Genomic DNA, 18,269 nt, shown 5'->3' with positions numbered 1-18,269 from the left:
ATGTTACAACACTTTCTTATCAGTTACTAATAAGCCCCGAGGGTGAATTTTTCGGTTAGTCTTTCACTTATTTGCCACAATTTGTTTCGTGCCGACGCATTCTGCGCTGCAAGTGTTGGTTTTACCGGTTTGCCCTTCTTAAAGTATTGCCCGTTAAGTTTAGGGCTCAATTTAGCTGCGCCGGCCAGGTAAATGGATGTTTTGGCACCCTGCTCTGCTGAAATCATGAAAGGATTCATAAACATGAGCAAAAACTTCTTTAAGCCGTTCATGCCCGCCCAAAAATCGGTTTTGACTACTCCCGGGTGTACCGCGTATGATGTAATTCCATCCTGTGCAAAACGCTCGGTCAGCGCCTTGGTGAAATATATATTGCAGAGCTTTGCCAGTGCATAAGCCTTCCAACCCGAATAATCTGATTTAAATTGTACATCATTCAACAACTGCGGCCTCGCCATCTTATGAGCCTCTGAACTGAGGTTAATGATACGTGCTTGCCCTTTGCGTAGCAACGGCATAAGGCTTTGAGTAAGCAAAAAATGCCCTAGATGGTTCATGCCAAATGTAAGTTCAATACCGTCTTTAGTTTCTTTACGGGTATTGTTTACACCACCGGCATTATTAATGAGAACGTTAATCGCAAAGAGCTTGCCCTTAAGTTCGTTTGCAGCATCAACTACGGTTTGCATATCACTTAAATCGCAGTAAATAACAAATATGCTGCGGTTACCTGATTGAGCAACTAAATCTCTTTTTAACGCCTCCCCCTTTTCAACATCACGCACAAGCAAATACAGTGCATGATCTATTTTGGCAAGCGCTAAAGCTGTTTCTCTTCCAATTCCTGATGTTGCTCCGGTAATAACAGTTGTTCTAAAGGGCATAAGCAGTTTAATGTATAATCACAAACTTACTTAGTTAAACGCGGAGTATTGTTAAGGTCAGGTCAAAACCATATCAGAAAAAATAAAATAAATTTTACTATCTACGAAACTTTCGTAGATTTACGAAGTTATCGTAGAATAATGGAAAAATTATCACAACAAGAAGAAGATGCTATGCAGGCAGTATGGCAGGCCGGCGAAGGTTTTATTAAGGATTTTTTGGATTTAATACCCGAACCTAAACCGCCCTATACCACTTTGGCCTCAACGGTAAAAAATTTAGAACGCAAAGCATTTGTTAAAAGCATTAAACAGGGTAACAGCTTTAAGTACCTCCCGGTAATTAAGGAGGAAGACTATAAAAAGCGCTTTATGAAAGGCTTTGTAAGTAACTATTTCCAGGACTCTTACAAAGAGTTGGTAACCTTTTTTGCAAAAGACAAGAAGATAAGTGCCGAAGAATTGAAGGAAATAATTAACCTGATTGAAAACCAAAAACCATAACCTGTATGCCGGCTTTAATAATATACTTATTAAAAGTAAATGTGGCGCTGGTGCTGTTTTGCATTGGCTACTACGGTGTGCTACGTAAACTCACGTTTTATACGCTCAACCGTGTATACCTTGTAGCGGCCATATTATTCTCTACCGCTTACCCATTTGTAAATATTGATTGGCTTATACAAGGTAATGAAAAGCTTGCGGTGCCATTGCAGCCCTTAAAGGCTGTTGTTAACGGAATGAGCAATACAGTTATATATGTTGCTAACCCTGTTGAACATCATTACTGGAATTGGCTTATAGCTACGTTTTGGGTGGGAGTTGCGGTAATGTGTGTAAGATTGCTTATCCAGTTCTGGTCGCTGTTTAACATACACTTCAAATCAAAGCCTGCAAACATCTTTGGCATACCAGTGCGTGTAATTGACGTAAAAGTTAACCCTTTTTCATTTTGGCAAAGCATATATGTCAATCCCCGCCATTATGCTGATGAAGAGCTTCATTCAATTGTAGCTCATGAACATATTCACGTTAAGCAATGGCATACGCTTGATATTTTATTAGCCGAACTAAGCTTAATTTTTCATTGGTTTAACCCAGGCGTTTGGATGATGAAGAAAGCCGTTGCCGAAAATCTTGAGTTTATAACCGACCGAAGTATACTGCAACAAGGCACCGATGCAAAAAGCTATCAGTACAGTCTATTGTATGCAAGTTTAAATTCCTCCCCCAACGCCGTAGTTAACCATTTTAATATATCAACCATTAAAAAACGAATTATGATGATGAACTCAAAAAAATCTTCAAGGTTTGGTCTTGCCCGCTATGGGTTTGTTGGCCTTATTGCGCTTTGCCTTGTGTTAATCTTCGGCACGACCAAAGCTGCTTTTATACGCAAAACAATAGAGAAAGTACAAAGTAATACAAACGATATACTCAATGATTTTAGCGCTGATCAATCTGCTTCTAAATATCTAGTAGTTGACACTGCAAGTAAAGAAAATGCTCCATCAACTAAACCCATTGAGCAGCTAGCATTGAAATCAACCGTTGTGAGCAACGCATCTGTAAAGGGTGTTGATACACCTAAAATAAAAATTGTCCCTAAAATCAATATTGTAAAGTCTGATACGGTATTATATCTACTTGATGGCATTGCTTTAAGGACTGATGCCGATTTCAAAAACATCAATATGTCTGAAATTGAAAGCATTGATATATTAAAGAATATTGATGCATTGAAAACTATAGGTGCCGGAGCTTATAAACAGGCAGTGGTGATGTATTCCAGAAAATTGAAAGAAGGCGGAACAATTCAACAACTGCAGCAAGCGCTTAAGGAACTAAGTGCAGAAAATAAATCAGCATCAAATAAAGCACAAATCAGCATCGTTCCTATTGGTACTGGTAAAAACATTCAGGGAAATAATAATGACGGCGACGTATTGGCGTTATTGGGTACTTTGAGAAGCACATCTCCAAGGGTGAGTGAATTAGTAAAAAAGCGCGACAGTATCGATAAAGTTATAACCGATGAAATAAAAAATGAAGTTGCAGCGTTGCCCAAAATTGAAATAAAAGAAAAAACCAAGGTTCCGATCACCATTAAGGTAAAAGAAAAAGGCCCTGAAACATTGTGGATTATTGACGGCAAAGCTTCAACGCAAAGCGGTTACGAAGCATTAAACCCTGATTTGATTGAAAGCATTGATGTACACAAAGACAAAGCAACAACAACTTATGGCGATAAAGGTGCTGGAGGCGTTATATTCATTAAGACCAAAAAAGCCGGTAAGCCCGCCGCTCCAAAGAAAATTAATTGAGTTTACAAGTTTTCAAAAAGCACGATTAGCTGGCCTCTGCCAGCTTTTCGTGTTCAAGAATATTTAGCAATGCTTTTTCAGCGGTGTTCAGTTCTGACGCAGTAATATCCTTATCCTCATCAAGGTCTTCAATGTATTTAGATAATGTACCATCTTCATAGCTTTTGATAATGGTAGGGTGCACGTAATATTTTTTGCAAACCGTACGCGTGTTACCTAAAGTTAGAGCAACGTTATCAAGCACGCTGATGATATTTTTTTTGCATTGCGATTGATTTTCGTATTCACCCGCCTCTTTAAACGCATATAGTGAACTTACACTTCCAGCCCAGGTGCGGAAATCCTTTGCGGTAAAGTCTTCGCCGGTAATTTGTTTCAGGTAGTCGTTTACATCGCCCGAGTCAACGGTACAACGTTTTCCATCATCATCAAAAAACTGAAAAAGCTCTTTGCCTGGTATATCACGGCACTGCTTTACAAGACGGGCCAGCTTTTTACTTTGTAATGCAATTTTATGGTAAACGCCTTTTTTACCCTTAAATTCGAAATTAATCTTCGAGCCGTCAATTTTAACATGCTTATCCAGCATAGTGGTTAACCCGTATGAGCCATATAGCTTTTTGTATGACTCATTACCAATACGGATGCTGGTAAGTTCCATTAAACGAACCACAAGCGCCAACACCTTATCATGATCAAGATTACGGCGCTGCAAATCATCATCTACCCTCTTACGTATTGCGGGCAAATGTGCGGCAAATGCTTGCAAACGGTGATACTTTGACTGATTGCGCAATTTGTTCCAGTTGGCATGGTAACGGTACTGTTTACGCCCGGCAGCATCGGTTCCGGTAAACTGAAGATGACTATTTTCAATAGGCGATATCCAAACGTTGGTATAAGCCGGCGGAATAACCATTTTGTTAAAGCGCTGTATAAGCTCCTTGTCTTTAACAAGATTACCATCTGCATCATAGTAACTAAATCCCTTACCCGATGGCTTCCGCGTGTAGCCAGGTGAGGTATCAGCAACGTAGCGCAATCCGGCAGCCTTAGCGGTTATTTTTGGATCGCGACCAATTTTTTCAAGTTTCTTAAGCAGGCGGTTCATAGGCGTTTTTCTTACAACATTTTAATAATGTTTAAGTTTTTGCACGCCATACAATACCCTTATAGCATAAAAAGAAGCCGGTTTATTTATAATCCTTTTAAAGCCTCCAAAGTATATCCAACCTGTGATTCACTTACATCTAAATGCGTAACAAAACGTACACGGTTGGCATCGGTACTGTTACATTTTACTCCCCTGCCTGCAAGTTTTTGCACAACCAACTCGGCCGGATCCACGGTGTCAAACAATACAATATTGGTTTCAACATCAACCACCTTACTTACCCACGAACAACTCTTTAACTCATCGGCTAAAGTACGGGCATGATTATGATCAATACTTAAACGCTCAACATGGTTATCCAACGCATAAATACCTGCAGCCGCTAAAAAACCTGCCTGGCGCATACCGCCACCCAGTACCTTGCGCAGCCGACGTGCATACTTAATAGTTGCTTTATTAGCCAGTAACACAGAGCCAACCGGTGCACCCAAACCTTTTGATAAACAAATCGATATACCATCAAAATATTTACTGTAATCAATAGCTTTATCTTTTGTATACGTAAGAGCGTTGAATATGCGGGCCCCGTCTAAATGCAATTTAAGCCCGCGTTGCTTACAAAGTTCGGCTATGGGCGCAATTTGCTCAAGCGTGTAGCATTTACCGCCGCCTTTATTTACAGTATTTTCCAATACAACCAAACTGGTGTTTGGATAATGTATATTTTCTTCATTTATTTCCGGTGCTATCATGTCGGCCGTCAAAATTCCGCGTTCGCCGTTAAGCAAGCGGGTTGATACGGCTGAGTTAAAGGCTATGCCCCCACCCTCGTAACGGTAAACGTGCGCCGTTTGATCGGCAATAAGTTCATCCAAAGGCTGTGTGAAACATTTGATGGCAATTTGATTTGTCATGGTGCCCGATGGACAAAACAACGCCGCTTCCATACCAAATATGGCTGCACATTTAGCCTCTAACTCATTTATGCTTTCATCTTCACCAAAAACATCATCGCCTATTTTTGCACTCCACATAGCTTCGAGCATGCCGGGAGTTGGTTTGGTTACAGTATCGCTGCGTAAATCAACGGTCATCATATATTCAATAAAATAGCGTTATTTGTTATATAAAAGTTATGCGCTCAATTTTAATCATTTTATTCCTGATGCTTGGTTATGTATCGGCTTTTTCACAAAAGTGGCAACCCGGCTATTTTTATGACACTAAAGGCAATAAAGTTATTGGCTTTATACAACCCGGGCAAAGCGGCAAAGGGCCTATAAAAAATGAAGGATTTATTTTTTATAAAGAAAATGCTAAAGCCAATGAAATTAAGCTAAGCGCCAGCGATATAAAATATTTTGTAATGGGCAGAGATAGCTTTATTGTTGCTCACCCACCATCATACGAAACGTGGCCCAAAGCAGAAATTGACTTTGTTAAGGTTGAATTAGATGAGCCGCTTAAGCTGTATACTTATTATGGCGGAAGCAATGGCAGCGGCGGTGGCTTTAAGGTTTCACCAAGCTTTTCGGGCGGTATAGGTACTGGTGGTTTTGGAGGATATGGCGGCGGCGGTGTTGGTATAAGTTTAGGTAGTGGTGGCGGCCGTGGCGGTTCAAAGGGTGCAACCTACTATTTTGGCGAAAGCGTATCAGGCATGTCGCAGGTTACACCCATGAATTTTGTAGATGTGATGACCGATATAATGGCCGATGAGCCACAAGCGGTTGAAGCTATTCAACAAGGTAAATTCAACATCACAAAAATGGAAGGCCTTATTAAATACTACAATGCCTTAAAAAGCGCCAGGTCTAAACAATAATCATACTAGAACAAGTTCGGGTTCAGTATTTATTTGCTGCTTCTTTTGCGTTAAAGCACCTGCATTGGCAAAATTCTTAAACATCAATTCATAGGTAATTATACACCAAACGGCAATGCAAGGCCATGCTTTCATTACATATTTATTAATGAATTCATGCCTTATATATTTAGGAAATGCATCAGTAGGCCCTAAACCGGTTATTAATACAAGCAAAACCAGTAACACAATATTTGTACGCGTAAATGGTTTCTCCTTCATAAAAATCCACAGCGTAGCGCCCACTACCGCAATTATATAAGTGGGATGCTCTGAACCGGTACTAAACAATACAATAAGCATTAATGCTGAAGCCAGCACCTGGTATCTGAAACGTTGAAAAGCATACTGTTTAAGCCTTAATAACGGTAAACCAAAGCCCATTACGCCTAACAGTAAAAAAGGCCAGTTGGGTATGTTTATATTACGTGTTAAATGCCTTGCCGTTCCCATAACCGATATGTCTTGCGAACTATTAAGCCCAAGGTTTTCTATGTTTTTAGCATGTAGTGATTCGTACCAGTCAATATAACATTGAAGAACAAATTGCCTGCTCGAAATTAACATTGGCAATGCCAGAAAAACGCCCGTCCAAATAAAACCCCAAATCACAAACTTCACCTTATGCTTCGAGAATAAGAAAAATGTGATTCCAACAATGGGATATAGTTTGATTAACGTTCCAAGTACAATAAATAACGTTGCCCATTCATCCTTTTCGTCCTCAACCAGTAAAAAGCTAAATATTATGATGGCTGTAATTACGGCGTTAAATTGAATATAATGGGATGCATTGGCAAACTCCATTACACTAAACAACATGATAAACATTTTGTGCTTGCTGGGCAACGGCAACATGCGTATGGCTAACACAATAAGTGCAGCGTTTAAAACACAAAAAAGAAGAAAGCCAGCTCCATCGGGCAGCAAGGCAAACGGAGCTATTATCAAACTAAAAACTACGCCGTAGTGATTGCTGTCACCATATTCGGCAGGATAGTAATTGTAGAGATTTTTTTGCTGTACGGTATGGTAGTACACGTACTTAAAAATTGAATAATTATTGTAGCGGTTGTTAAAGTACTTAAAAAGCCAGCTAAAAAAGGATACTAAAAAGTAAAGACCACTAACTAATGTATAGGCCGATAATTGGTTTAATCTGCGTTTCATTTGTAACAAAGGGGTTACAAATATAATATTTTCTAAACGCTTATAAAATATTGGAGATTAGATATGCGTTAGATTTGTTGTGCAATTACAAAACCACACGCCCAAGCCCATTGAAAATTATAACCACCAAGCCAGCCTGTAACATCAACACATTCACCTCCAAAATATAGTCCGGGCACTTTTTTTGCCTCTAACGTTTTTGATGATAATTCGGCTGTGTCAACACCGCCGCGCATTACTTCGGCTTTGTCGTAGCCTTTGTCTCCTGCAGGCTTAACTTTAAATTGATGAACAAGCTGCTCAACCAATTCAGCATCAACTTTACTAAGCGATGAAATGTTTTTTTGAACAGGCAAGCTACCTGATAATGCCTCGGCAAACTTGCGAGTAAATAGTGTGGCCAGTAAATTTAAGAGCGTTTTTTTAGGATTGCTTACCTTTTCGGCAGCTATCACATCACTCATTCTTTGCTGCGGGAGCAAATCAATATAAAATACCTCACCTGCCTGCCAATATGAGGATATTTGCAACACGGCCGGACCGCTTAAACCCCAGTGGGTAAACAAAATATTTTCTTCAAAGCTGATTCTGTCGTTCCAAACGCGGCAAAAAATACTGTTTCCTGATAATTGCTCATACCATGATTGATCTTTACCTGTAATTGTTAAAGGCACTAAGGCTGGCATAGGCTTTACAACGTTCAAGCCAAAAGCTTTTCCGGTACGCAAACCAAAATCGCTGGCTCCCAGCTTTTGTACCGGTAACCCACCCGAGGCTATTACTGCCTTTGGTACACGTAGTGCACCTTTACCCCTATTACCCTGGTAAGTAACTATAAACTGATCGCCTTCCTTTTGAATTGATGTTACTTCGGTATCAAGCCAAACTTTTTGCTGCAAATCATCGCACAAGCTGCTAAATACGTCTACAATATCTTTGGCCTTATTAGTGGTAGGAAATAGCTGGCCTAGTGTTTTTTCCTGTCCGTAAATACCATATGTTTCAAAGAAGTTTATCGTATCATCAACCGTCCATTGTGATAAGGCCGACTTGCTGAAATGTGTGTTACCCGATAGAAATTGATGTGCCGAAGTATGAAGGTTGGTGTAATTACATCGTCCGCCGCCGCTAATTAATATTTTGGCGCCCAGACGGTTATTACGCTCTATAACAAGTGTTTTTTTACCCAGGAAGCCGGCTTGTACGGCGCACATTAAACCGCAGGCACCGCCGCCAATAATTATAGCATCAAAATTTGATTGTTTTATTAGATTTGCATCCATGAACGAAGTTTCGCAAATATCGGAATTTGGAAAGATATTCATCTTCTTAATTGTGGGCTTTGTTATGGTGGGCGTTACTGTTTTCTTAAACAAGCTCATATCACCTAATAAACCTAACCCCGAAAAACTTACTTCATACGAGTGTGGCGAAGAACCCGTAGGCAGCGCCTGGATTCCCTTCAATACCCGCTTTTACGTAATTGCGCTTATTTTTTTGTTGTTTGACGTTGAAATGGTTTTCATTTTTCCGTGGGCAACAGTTTATGCCAACTCCAGTTTAATAGCTACTGATAACCGCTGGGGGATTTTCTCGCTTACAGAGATGTTTGTATTTGCAGGCATTTTAATACTAGGCCTGGTATATGTGTGGCGTAAAGGCGACCTTGAATGGATAAAACCTAAGCAGGCAATACCTCAAACCAGCGTAAATATACCTTTTTCGGCATATGAGATACTAAACAGCCGCCAGGCTGCGTTTAAGCCTAAAGAATTTTCAATTAAACATGATAACGAGCCGGTAACGGCCACCCAGCAAACAGCTGTTGCAGCACAACCAGTGCGTAAGCCCATGTTTAAGCCATCTTTTAAAAAGCAAGCTGACGATGCAGGGAATGAATGAAGAAGGGGGGGTAATTGTAACCAAGTTGAACGATTTGTTGAACTGGTCGCGCTTGTCATCATTATGGCCGTTAAGCTTTGGCATTGCCTGTTGTGCAATTGAAATGATGGGCATGTACGCTTCCACTTACGATGTTGACCGCCTGGGTGTATTTCCGCGTCCATCGGCAAGGCAGGCTGATGTTATTATTATTGCAGGTACCGTAACTTTTAAAATGGCAGAGCGTATAAAACGCTTATACGAACAAATGCCTGAACCTCGTTATGTTATCTCTATGGGATCGTGCTCAAATTGCGGCGGTCCGTACTGGCAACATGGCTACCATGTGGTTAAAGGTGTTGACCGTATCATACCTGTAGATGTGTATGTGCAAGGCTGCCCTCCCCGCCCGGAAGCTCTCATTGGGGCAATAATTGAGCTTCAAAAGAAAATTGAGCAGGAAAGCTTGCTCAACGCTTAAAAAAATCACGATTTTCTTAACCATTGATTGAACTTTTTATTTTTTTTCAAAGTTCAAATCGCTTATTTATTTTTATTGAAATTATTTAATATTTATCGTAACTATTTGTAGATCAATCTCGTCTAAAAGTTAAATACATTATATACATGAAAATAATTTACAAAGCCCCTCTAATTGGAAGTGTGCTGCTGGGTGCCGTAACATTTAACACCGGTTGCAAAAGCTATGACGACATAGCCTCGCATTACAGCTCAAAGCATATTAAAGCCAATAAAAATTTGGTTAAAACTCAAATTCCGGAAACGGGAGAGTTGGGTTATATTGTACTGGCACTTACCGAAGCCGGAAGTAACTACGTAAACACTAACAGCCCTTATTATGATGAGGTGGTTAAACACTTCAGCACCTTTAAAAATCATAAGGTTGTTGAAATGCTTAATGAAGACTTAAAGGAGAACCCTGAGTTTTTCAGTCATTTCCGTAATGGATTGTACGCCTTTACGGTTAATAAGCATGATAAGGTGGTTTTAAAAACCGATTACCGTATAGATCTTAACCGCGTTGACTTTAGACGATATACCAGCGCACTGAACGATTTTATGGAAGATTCAAAATTCCGTGAGTTCTATACGGCGCATAAAGATTTTTACAGCAAAATTGAAGCTGCTCAAAATCAAAATCTTACAATGACTGCTGCATGGAATTCGGTAGGTCAGAATAAAAAATACACTAAACCGTTTCAAAGCTACCAGGTAATTGTGTCGCCTTTAATGAAAGGTGAAACCAGTACTTTAAGCGTTAGCGGTCGTGGCTTTAGCGAGTGCCTGATTTTTGCCGAATCGGCCGACAAGGTTTTAGCTTCAGCAAACAGAATTGCTAATAACGAAACTGCTGAAAACAGATAGTAGCGTTTACAACAATATATTCAGCCCGGTTCATTGAGCCGGGCTTTTTTGTGGCTTAAAATTCGAGTTGAACGATAAGTATGCAAATTACAATTCTTGTGCCTTATTATTACTAATATTGCAACAAACACGTATTGCTTTTATATGTTTAGTAAGCAACTTTCACTCATCACTAACAACACCATGCACATTAAACTTTACCACACCTTAATTGGCCTTGCCATACTTATCACTATTGGCGGCTGCAAAAGTTATGACGTAACATCGAGGTATACGCCGCGATACATAGCTTCAAATACCGGTAAGCTTGCCGTTGTAACGCCGGAAGCTTACGAACTGGGCCTATCTATTTTAGCCTTAACCGAACTTGCCGGTCGCGACACATCATTAATTAACACCAATACCGATTATTACAGGAATTTTAAAGCCTACTTTGATAAATACAAAAGCCACAAAGCAGTTGTTCAACTCAATGCCGGTTTAACATCAGCTAAAATGGTTGAGCAATTCCGCAACGGGTTATTTGCTTTCAGACTTATAGATGGCCGTTTTGCGCTTAATGAAAATTACCGAATTGACAATAGCAAAATACAGTTTAAACGATATGCTATATTATTTGAAGATTTTTATCGCGACAGCAATTTTGAAGGTTTTTACAGTGCGCATCAAAGCACTTATAGCCAAATGAGACAAAAAGCAGAAGGCTTAGTAAATTTTGACAACCTGAAAAGTACTTTAAATAAAGATGCAAACAGCTTTCATATCGTAGTATCGCCGTTAATGAAAGGCTTTGCCGGCACAATGGATATTAAGGGAATGAATTTTAATGAATGTGTTGTGTTTCCTTACCTTACCCCATCATCCCTTGTTTACAAGCAAGCTAAATAAGAAATTCGCTTCAATAAAAAAGGCTGTTCAAAACTTAGTTTGAACAGCCTTTTTTTATGTTTCTACTACAGATTGTATTATTGGCCCTGGGCAAGAGAGTAACCTATCTTATCGCCAAACTTCATCAAAAACTCTACCGAGCCAACTTTTACGGCATCAGATACCTGAGCAGCTAAATCAAAAATATCGCGCTGCGTTAGCTCGCTGTTATCAACCTTTTCATAACGTATGCGGAACTGATTTACCAACTCGGTATAAACCGAACCTGTTGGCCAAACCTGTGTGCCACGGTTTGAGATCATAATAAGTTCAAACTTGTCGTTCAACTTGCTTTTTGCTATTTCAGCTAACTCCGATGGTTGACCGGTGAACTCAACAAAAATATCGGCACCTAATATTTCCTCTTTAATGTTAGGATCGGTAACGGTTATCTTGTTTTTTTCAGGAGTAAAATCGGAGTTGGTTTTACATTCGAAATTAGGCTGGCCATGAGCACCACCTACTGATGGGTGTTTACCTAAGTTAGCAATGATATACTCAGCAAATTCAGTGGTGTTTGATGATTTGGTTGCACGGTCGCCAAAATCACCTGTATGCACACCTTTCTCCAGTGTGTAAAGTAATGCATTTTCAATAGTTGCGGCATGGCCTGTTAAGCCAAGAAAACGTAGCATTGATATACCTGATAATAACAGCGCCGTTGGGTTAGCTATGTTTTTGCCCTGAATATCAGGAGCGGTACCATGCACAGCTTCAAAAATTGAAATGTTATCACCAATGTTTGCTGATGGTGCAAAACCCAGGCCTCCAACCAAACCGGCACAAAGGTCAGATACGATGTCGCCCTGCAGGTTGGTTAATACAATTGCCTGGAACATTTCGGGATGACTAACCAGTTTCATACAAAGGTCATCAACAATAATATCTGAAGCTTGTATTTCAGGATAATCTTTTGCTATCTCATAAAACGTTTCAAGGAACAAACCGTCAGTAAGTTTCATGATGTTGGCTTTGTGGCCACAGGCAAGTTTTCTTAAACCTTTACGGCGGGCCATTTCAAATGCGTAACGTATAACCTGTGCCGAACCCGGACGTGTAATTATACGACGACCAACCGCTACGTCATTAGTAATCATGTGCTCAATACCACCGTAAGTATCCTCAATATTTTCACGAATGATGGTCATATTGATTTGGATACCTGCTTTTGAAAACACGGTTTGTACGCCGTTAAGGGTACGAAAATCGCGCTGGTTAGCATAAGTGTTCCAAACTTTACGCGCGGTAACGTTTATACTTTTTACACCCTTGCCTTTAGGGGTTTCCATAGGGCCTTTAAACAAGATGCCCAAATTTTCGATGGTGGCTTTTGCTGCTTCGGTCATACCGGTTGAGTGCCCTGCATCGAAATAAGATTTTCCCATTTCTACAAACTCATACTCAAGAGGTACTTCGTTCGCCTCAAAAATATTTAGTACGGCCTCCATAATTTCGGGACCTATACCATCGCCTTTGGCTACTGCTATTCTTGTCTTCATTAAGGGTAATGTATTTAGTTAATAACCTTCGGCAAATATACAGCTAAACATGCATAATTGATTTGGTTAAATTTTGATTTAGGCTTTTTGAAAGATTTGGGCTTAATTTGCGTACTGAAATTATGAAGGCATTTTATGGCGATTTAAGGCTTGGAATTTTAGGCGGCGGGCAGTTGGGCCGCATGCTTATACAGCAAGCCATTAATTATAACGTAACCGTTAAAGTTTTAGACCCCGACCGCGACGCTCCCTGTCGCAAGCTATGCGATGAGTTTGTAACCGGCTCATTGAGCGATTATGAAACCGTATATAATTTTGGCAAAAAGGTTGACCTGCTTACCATCGAAATTGAAAAGGTTAACGTTGATGCGCTTGAGCAATTGGAGCGTGAGGGTGTAATTGTATATCCGCAGCCACGCGTTATAAGACTTATACAGGATAAAGGCTTACAAAAACAGTTTTTTAAAGAAAACGAAATACCCACAGCCGAATTTCAAATCATCAGCAACGCAAAAGATTTAGAGCAGGCTCAAATGCCTTTTCCATACATTCAAAAATTGCGTCGCGACGGTTATGATGGCAAAGGCGTTTATAAGGTAGTTGACCAAAGTTACCTGGAAAATGCCTTTACAGAGCCAAGCTTGATTGAACGCTGGGTTGATTTTGAAAAAGAAATAGCTGTAATAGTTGCCCGCAATGAAAAAGGCGATATTGAAACTTTTCCAATGGTTGAAATGGAGTTCAACCCTGAAGCTAATTTGGTTGAGTTTTTAATTTCTCCATCTACCCTTTCATTTGAAGTACAGCAAGAGGCCGCAACCATAGCCAAAAAAATTGCCGAAAGCCTGCGCATAGTTGGCTTACTGGCAGTTGAGATGTTTTTAGATAAAAGCGGTAAAATACTGGTTAATGAACTTGCTCCTCGCCCCCATAACAGTGGTCACCAAACTATTGAGGGCAACGTGGTATCACAATTTGAGCAGCACTTGCGCGCAATATTCAACCAACCTTTAGGTAATACAGAAAGCCTGAGTAACGCTATAATGATTAATGTATTGGGCGAGCAGGGCCACGAAGGTCCGGCTGTTTATCAAGGCATTGAAAAAGTTTTAAATTGCCCGGGCGTTTATGTTCACCTTTATGGCAAGGCTTTAACTAAACCTTTTCGTAAAATGGGTCATGTTACCATTGTTGATGTTGACAGGGAAAAAGCAATTGAAAAAGCGCGTTACGTGCAAAACACATTGAAGGTAGTTAGCTAAGCAGTTCATAACTGATAGTTCATGGTTCATAACAGCTCTTTAGCTATACAAACGCAACCATGGATTTTTGCCCATGAACCATAACCCATAAACTATGAACCAGGAATATAAAGTAGGAATTATAATGGGCAGCAAATCAGATCTGCCTGTAATGCAGGATGCTGCCGATATACTCACCGAATTAGGCGTTGCCTTTGAAATAACAGTAGTATCGGCCCACCGCACGCCCGACAGGCTTTTTGATTATGCCAAAACAGCTGCCAACCGCGGATTGAAAGTAATTATTGCGGGTGCCGGAGGTGCGGCTCACTTACCCGGCATGGTTGCTTCTTTAACTCATTTACCTGTTATAGGCGTTCCTGTAAAATCAAGCAACTCTATTGATGGATGGGATTCTGTATTATCCATACTACAAATGCCAAACGGCATTCCTGTTGCAACTGTAGCGCTCAATGCTTCAAAGAATGCAGGTTTACTGGCTGCACAAATACTATCAACAGCCGATGAGAATTTATGCCAGGCGTTAATTAATTATAAGCAGGAATTAGCGCAAAAAGTATTAGACTCGGCCAATGATATGCAGGCCGAGGGCTTACCAATAGGTTACAGTGCTTAAAATTTATAGTTGATAACTTAGGTTTTAACATAACAACAAACCCTTCCCTTTCAGGAAGGGTTTGTTGTTTAATTAAGTGTTGGATTTTCGGGAAAATTAGCGATGTGTGCATATCGCTGCCCAAGACTAATTACCACTTCACGCCAAAGATTTTGTTCATCGTGCATAAAGAGCAATTCGGGATTGAATTTATTAGCTACAATCCAAGTATCTTCAGTTATTTCCATATCCAGTTGAGCGGGATTCCAGCCTGAGTAACCCATGAAAAAGCGAATCTCATCTTCGGTTAACTGATAGGTATTTATAAGTTCTTTTACCTGGTCAAAATTTCCGCCCCAATGTATACCATCCCATATTTCAACACCACCCTCAATTTTATCAGGACAACGATGTATAAAATGCAGTGTGTTGTTGGCAACGGGGCCTCCAATGTAAACCGGCATTTCTGAGTAGGCCACATCGGGCAACACGTCACTTATATTATATTCGCTAATATGATTTAATACATAGCCTAAAGTACCATCTTCAGAATGTTCGGCCAGTAGTATTACCGAGCGCTTAAAATTCGGATCCATCATAAACGGTTCTGAAATTAAAAGTCGTCCGGCGGCAGGTGCAATAGTACTTAGCATAGTTATATTTTTATAATTATAACGTGAACTGTCCGATTATGTTCATTTTGAGTAAAACCCACGTTAATTAATAACAGCAATTAGTAAGTTTGCAACAATGGATGCAACAGACATACAAAACTTAAGACAGGACTACAAAGCCAGTTCGCTTCACGAAGCCGACACACACGCCAACCCTGTAAAACAATTTGAGGCCTGGTTTAACGAAGCTGTAAAAGCCGAGATACATGAGCCTAACGCCATGACACTGGCAACCTCTACACATGATGGCCGGCCATCAGCAAGAGTTGTTTTATTAAAAGGGTTTGACGAAAAAGGCTTTATATTTTACACCAATTACCTGAGCAGAAAAGGCAAGGAAATAGCTAAGAATCCGCATGCGGCGTTAGTATTTTTTTGGGGCGATTTAGAAAGACAGGTACGTATTGAAGGCACCATTGAAAAGTTAAGCAAAGAGCAGTCGGAGGCGTATTTTCATTCAAGACCGGTAGGTAGCCAAATTGGTGCTGTCGCATCGCCGCAAAGCCAGGAAATTGCCAACCGTGATGCACTTGAAAAAAAATGGCAGCAACTGGAAGCAGAATATGAGGGCAAAGAAGTTCCAAAACCTGCTTATTGGGGTGGCTACGTACTTAAACCACAACTTGTTGAATTTTGGCAAGGCCGCAGCAGCCGTTTACATGATCGTATTTTGTACAAAAAAGCTGATAAAAACAACTGGAAAAAAGTAAGGTTAGCGCCATGATTTTAGACAGCGTTAAAGAAATACTAAGTGCCCGCTTTGGCGATGGAGTAATTATAGGGGAGGAAACTTCAGGCTTGCAACCTGCCCTATTAATCAACCCGGAGCAAATTGCTGATGTTTGTCTTGAACTTAGGGACAACCCGGCTACTTATTTCGATTTTTTGTCGTGCTTATCGGGTATTGATTATGGTGTAACTTCTAACCGCTTTGGGGTAGTTTACCATTTAGCATCTATACCCTACCAAACTCAGCTTACGCTAAAAGTAAATAAAGAACATACGCGAGACATTAACGACTTACCCTCCTTTCCTACCCTTTCAAACGTTTATCGTACAGCCGATTGGCACGAACGGGAAGCTTATGACCTGGTAGGAATTTACTTTGAAGGGCATCCCGATTTAAGGCGCATTTTATTACCTGACGACTGGGAAGGTTACCCATTAAGAAAAGATTACAAAGCGGCAGAATATTATAAAGGAATAAAGGTTGATTGATTTACTTCCATTTCATAGACTTTAACCGGAAAGATCAAACTCAATATTCCAACACTCAAACCTCAAAATGACCCCATTAGAAAGATATCATAGAAAAATTGCTGAAGCAGCTACTCAGGATATGATCCTGAATATGGGGCCACAACACCCGTCAACCCATGGGGTTTTGCGTTTGGAATTAATTACCGATGGTGAAATAGTTAAAGAGGTGATTCCACATGCGGGTTATTTACACCGGTGTTTTGACAAACACGCCGAAAACCTAACCTACCAGCAAACCATCCCGTTTACCGACAGGCTTGATTACCTTTCATCAATGAACAACAGCCACATTTGGGTAATGGGCGTTGAAAGAATGCTGGGCATTGATAAGGATATACCAAAACGTGTGGAATATATACGTGTTTTGGTGTGTGAATTGAACCGCATTGCTTCGCATTTGATATCTATAGGAACATACGGAATTGACATTGGCGCCTTTACGCCGTTTTTATGGTGCTTTCGCGATCGTGAACATATTATGGGGATGCTTGAATGGGCATCAGGTTCGCGCATGTTGTATAACTATATTTGGATTGGTGGCCTGTTCTTTGACCTGCCGGTTGGCTTTGAAGAACGCTGCCGCGAATTTGTTGAGTACTTTAAGCCCAAAATGACCGAGCTCAACGAGCTTTTAACCAACAATCAAATATTTATTAGTCGTACAGCTAACGTTGGTGTACTACCATTGGATGTTGCCATAAATTACGGTTGCTCAGGACCAATGCTGCGCGGTTCGGGCCTTAAGTGGGATTTAAGACGTATTGATAATTATTCGGTTTACGGTGAGCTTGATTTTGAGGTACCAATTGGCACCGGTGCTATGGGTACTACAGGTGATTGCTGGGACCGTAACAAAGTTAGGGTTGATGAAATTGGGGAATCACTAAAAATTATAGAACAGTGCCTCGACCGCTTACAAAAAGAGTTAAAACGTACGCCTGAATTTGATCCTCGTGCCAAACTTCCACGCCGCCTGGCGCCTAAAGCTCAAGACTACTATATGCGTGGCGAATGCTCAAAGGGCGAATTAGGATTTTATTTCATCACCGATCCTACAGGTAAATCAGAGATTCCGTTCAGGGTTAAAGCACGCGGACCGAGCTTTAATAACCTATCGGTCATTTCAGAAATATCAAAAGGTGTAATGATTGCTGACCTGATTGCAATAGTTGGTTCAATTGATTTTGTATTAGGAGAGCTAGATAGGTAACTCAAACAATACTATTGAAGCTTTGAAACAACACAGGCCACATCAATGATGCGGCCTATCCTACTTCACAATCTATTTAATAAGCTATTCAGGGGCTTTGCTACTTGCAGCTTATTCTCTGCTGGCCAGTACCTGTGCAGGAGTGCTTTGAGCTGATTGTTGTTGCATACCTGCAAAGATCACACCCTCGGTGTACGCATGGCCTTTGATGCTCATGCC

Annotated in this window: 19 protein-coding genes; 12 read left to right on the top strand and 7 right to left on the bottom strand. The window is 40.5% G+C overall.

Annotated elements, in window-relative coordinates; all coding sequences use genetic code 11:
- Positions 1-26 precede the first annotated feature (26 nt).
- Positions 27-884: an SDR family oxidoreductase gene (locus tag QZ407_RS05435; RefSeq protein WP_295768427.1), complete on the bottom strand. Its 858-nt coding sequence runs from the start codon at positions 882-884 to the stop codon at positions 27-29.
- A gap of 141 nt (positions 885-1,025) precedes the next feature.
- Here QZ407_RS05435 and QZ407_RS05430 point away from each other — a divergent pair, with 141 nt between their 5' ends.
- On the top strand, positions 1,026-1,388 hold the full coding sequence (locus QZ407_RS05430; protein ID WP_295768425.1) for a BlaI/MecI/CopY family transcriptional regulator: 363 nt from the start codon (positions 1,026-1,028) through the stop codon (positions 1,386-1,388).
- Between the two features lie 5 nt (positions 1,389-1,393).
- Entirely contained in the window at positions 1,394-3,208 is a 1,815-nt protein-coding gene (locus tag QZ407_RS05425) for a M56 family metallopeptidase (protein WP_295768422.1), read from the top strand.
- Positions 3,209-3,233: 25 nt separating this feature from the next.
- Here the strand turns inward: QZ407_RS05425 and QZ407_RS05420 are convergent, their stop codons facing one another.
- Positions 3,234-4,319, bottom strand: a complete 1,086-nt coding sequence (locus QZ407_RS05420; RefSeq protein WP_295768419.1) for a DNA topoisomerase IB — start codon at positions 4,317-4,319, stop codon at positions 3,234-3,236.
- Positions 4,320-4,405: 86 nt separating this feature from the next.
- Positions 4,406-5,419 (bottom strand): GntG family PLP-dependent aldolase, encoded by a 1,014-nt coding sequence (locus QZ407_RS05415; RefSeq protein ID WP_295768416.1) that lies wholly within the window; start codon positions 5,417-5,419, stop codon positions 4,406-4,408.
- Positions 5,420-5,457: 38 nt separating this feature from the next.
- Between QZ407_RS05415 and QZ407_RS05410 the strand changes: the two genes are divergently transcribed.
- Positions 5,458-6,147, top strand: coding sequence for a hypothetical protein (locus QZ407_RS05410; RefSeq protein WP_295768413.1), 690 nt, complete (start codon positions 5,458-5,460; stop codon positions 6,145-6,147).
- Here the strand turns inward: QZ407_RS05410 and QZ407_RS05405 are convergent, their stop codons facing one another.
- Together QZ407_RS05405 and QZ407_RS05400 are read right to left on the bottom strand one after the other, a co-directional pair.
- The gene (locus QZ407_RS05405; protein ID WP_295768410.1) at positions 6,148-7,356 is read right to left on the bottom strand and encodes a glycosyltransferase family 87 protein; all 1,209 of its coding nucleotides are present in this window, start codon (positions 7,354-7,356) and stop codon (positions 6,148-6,150) included.
- 68 nt (positions 7,357-7,424) lie between these two features.
- On the bottom strand, positions 7,425-8,639 hold the full coding sequence (locus QZ407_RS05400; protein ID WP_295768407.1) for an NAD(P)/FAD-dependent oxidoreductase: 1,215 nt from the start codon (positions 8,637-8,639) through the stop codon (positions 7,425-7,427).
- Between QZ407_RS05400 and QZ407_RS05395 the strand changes: the two genes are divergently transcribed.
- The 4 genes from QZ407_RS05395 to QZ407_RS05380 all read left to right on the top strand — a co-directional run bounded on the left by QZ407_RS05395 (position 8,638) and on the right by QZ407_RS05380 (position 11,511).
- Entirely contained in the window at positions 8,638-9,258 is a 621-nt protein-coding gene (locus QZ407_RS05395) for an NADH-quinone oxidoreductase subunit A (protein WP_295768404.1), read from the top strand. The genes QZ407_RS05400 and QZ407_RS05395 overlap by 2 nt on opposite strands.
- Positions 9,236-9,718, top strand: coding sequence for an NADH-quinone oxidoreductase subunit B family protein (locus QZ407_RS05390; protein WP_365334837.1), 483 nt, complete (start codon positions 9,236-9,238; stop codon positions 9,716-9,718). Before QZ407_RS05395 ends, QZ407_RS05390 begins: the two co-directional genes overlap by 23 nt.
- Positions 9,719-9,864: 146 nt before the next feature.
- Positions 9,865-10,623, top strand: a complete 759-nt coding sequence (locus QZ407_RS05385) for a DUF4932 domain-containing protein (RefSeq protein WP_295768400.1) — start codon at positions 9,865-9,867, stop codon at positions 10,621-10,623.
- Positions 10,624-10,806: 183 nt separating this feature from the next.
- A complete protein-coding gene (locus QZ407_RS05380; RefSeq protein ID WP_295768395.1) occupies positions 10,807-11,511 on the top strand; it encodes a DUF4932 domain-containing protein in 705 nt (234 codons plus the stop codon).
- 77 nt (positions 11,512-11,588) lie between these two features.
- Here the strand turns inward: QZ407_RS05380 and QZ407_RS05375 are convergent, their stop codons facing one another.
- Positions 11,589-13,049: an isocitrate/isopropylmalate family dehydrogenase gene (locus QZ407_RS05375; RefSeq protein WP_295768393.1), complete on the bottom strand. Its 1,461-nt coding sequence runs from the start codon at positions 13,047-13,049 to the stop codon at positions 11,589-11,591.
- A 122-nt stretch (positions 13,050-13,171) separates the two neighbouring features.
- Between QZ407_RS05375 and QZ407_RS05370 the strand changes: the two genes are divergently transcribed.
- Together QZ407_RS05370 and purE are read left to right on the top strand one after the other, a co-directional pair.
- On the top strand, positions 13,172-14,311 hold the full coding sequence (locus QZ407_RS05370) for a 5-(carboxyamino)imidazole ribonucleotide synthase (protein ID WP_295768391.1): 1,140 nt from the start codon (positions 13,172-13,174) through the stop codon (positions 14,309-14,311).
- Positions 14,312-14,405: 94 nt separating this feature from the next.
- Positions 14,406-14,927 (top strand): 5-(carboxyamino)imidazole ribonucleotide mutase, encoded by a 522-nt coding sequence (purE, locus tag QZ407_RS05365; RefSeq protein WP_295768389.1) that lies wholly within the window; start codon positions 14,406-14,408, stop codon positions 14,925-14,927.
- Between the two features lie 68 nt (positions 14,928-14,995).
- On the opposite strand, the gene QZ407_RS05360 is transcribed toward purE, so the two are convergent.
- Positions 14,996-15,559, bottom strand: a complete 564-nt coding sequence (locus QZ407_RS05360) for a YqgE/AlgH family protein (RefSeq protein ID WP_295768386.1) — start codon at positions 15,557-15,559, stop codon at positions 14,996-14,998.
- 97 nt (positions 15,560-15,656) lie between these two features.
- Here QZ407_RS05360 and pdxH point away from each other — a divergent pair, with 97 nt between their 5' ends.
- The 3 genes from pdxH (at position 15,657) to QZ407_RS05345 (ending at position 18,050) form a co-directional block, all read left to right on the top strand.
- Complete coding sequence (gene pdxH, locus QZ407_RS05355; protein ID WP_295768382.1) at positions 15,657-16,304, top strand: pyridoxamine 5'-phosphate oxidase; 648 nt, start codon at positions 15,657-15,659, stop codon at positions 16,302-16,304.
- The gene (locus tag QZ407_RS05350) at positions 16,301-16,798 is read left to right on the top strand and encodes an NADH-quinone oxidoreductase subunit C (protein WP_295768380.1); all 498 of its coding nucleotides are present in this window, start codon (positions 16,301-16,303) and stop codon (positions 16,796-16,798) included. The genes pdxH and QZ407_RS05350 overlap by 4 nt, the downstream gene beginning before the upstream one ends.
- A 67-nt stretch (positions 16,799-16,865) precedes the next feature.
- Positions 16,866-18,050 (top strand): NADH-quinone oxidoreductase subunit D, encoded by a 1,185-nt coding sequence (locus tag QZ407_RS05345; RefSeq protein ID WP_295768378.1) that lies wholly within the window; start codon positions 16,866-16,868, stop codon positions 18,048-18,050.
- Positions 18,051-18,269 lie beyond the last annotated feature (219 nt).

The sequence above is a fragment of the uncultured Mucilaginibacter sp. genome, assembly GCF_913773635.1.
Lineage (GTDB): Bacteria > Bacteroidota > Bacteroidia > Sphingobacteriales > Sphingobacteriaceae > Mucilaginibacter.
Note: the sequence above shows the minus strand (reverse complement) of the source record. Positions and strands in the feature narration are given on the sequence as shown.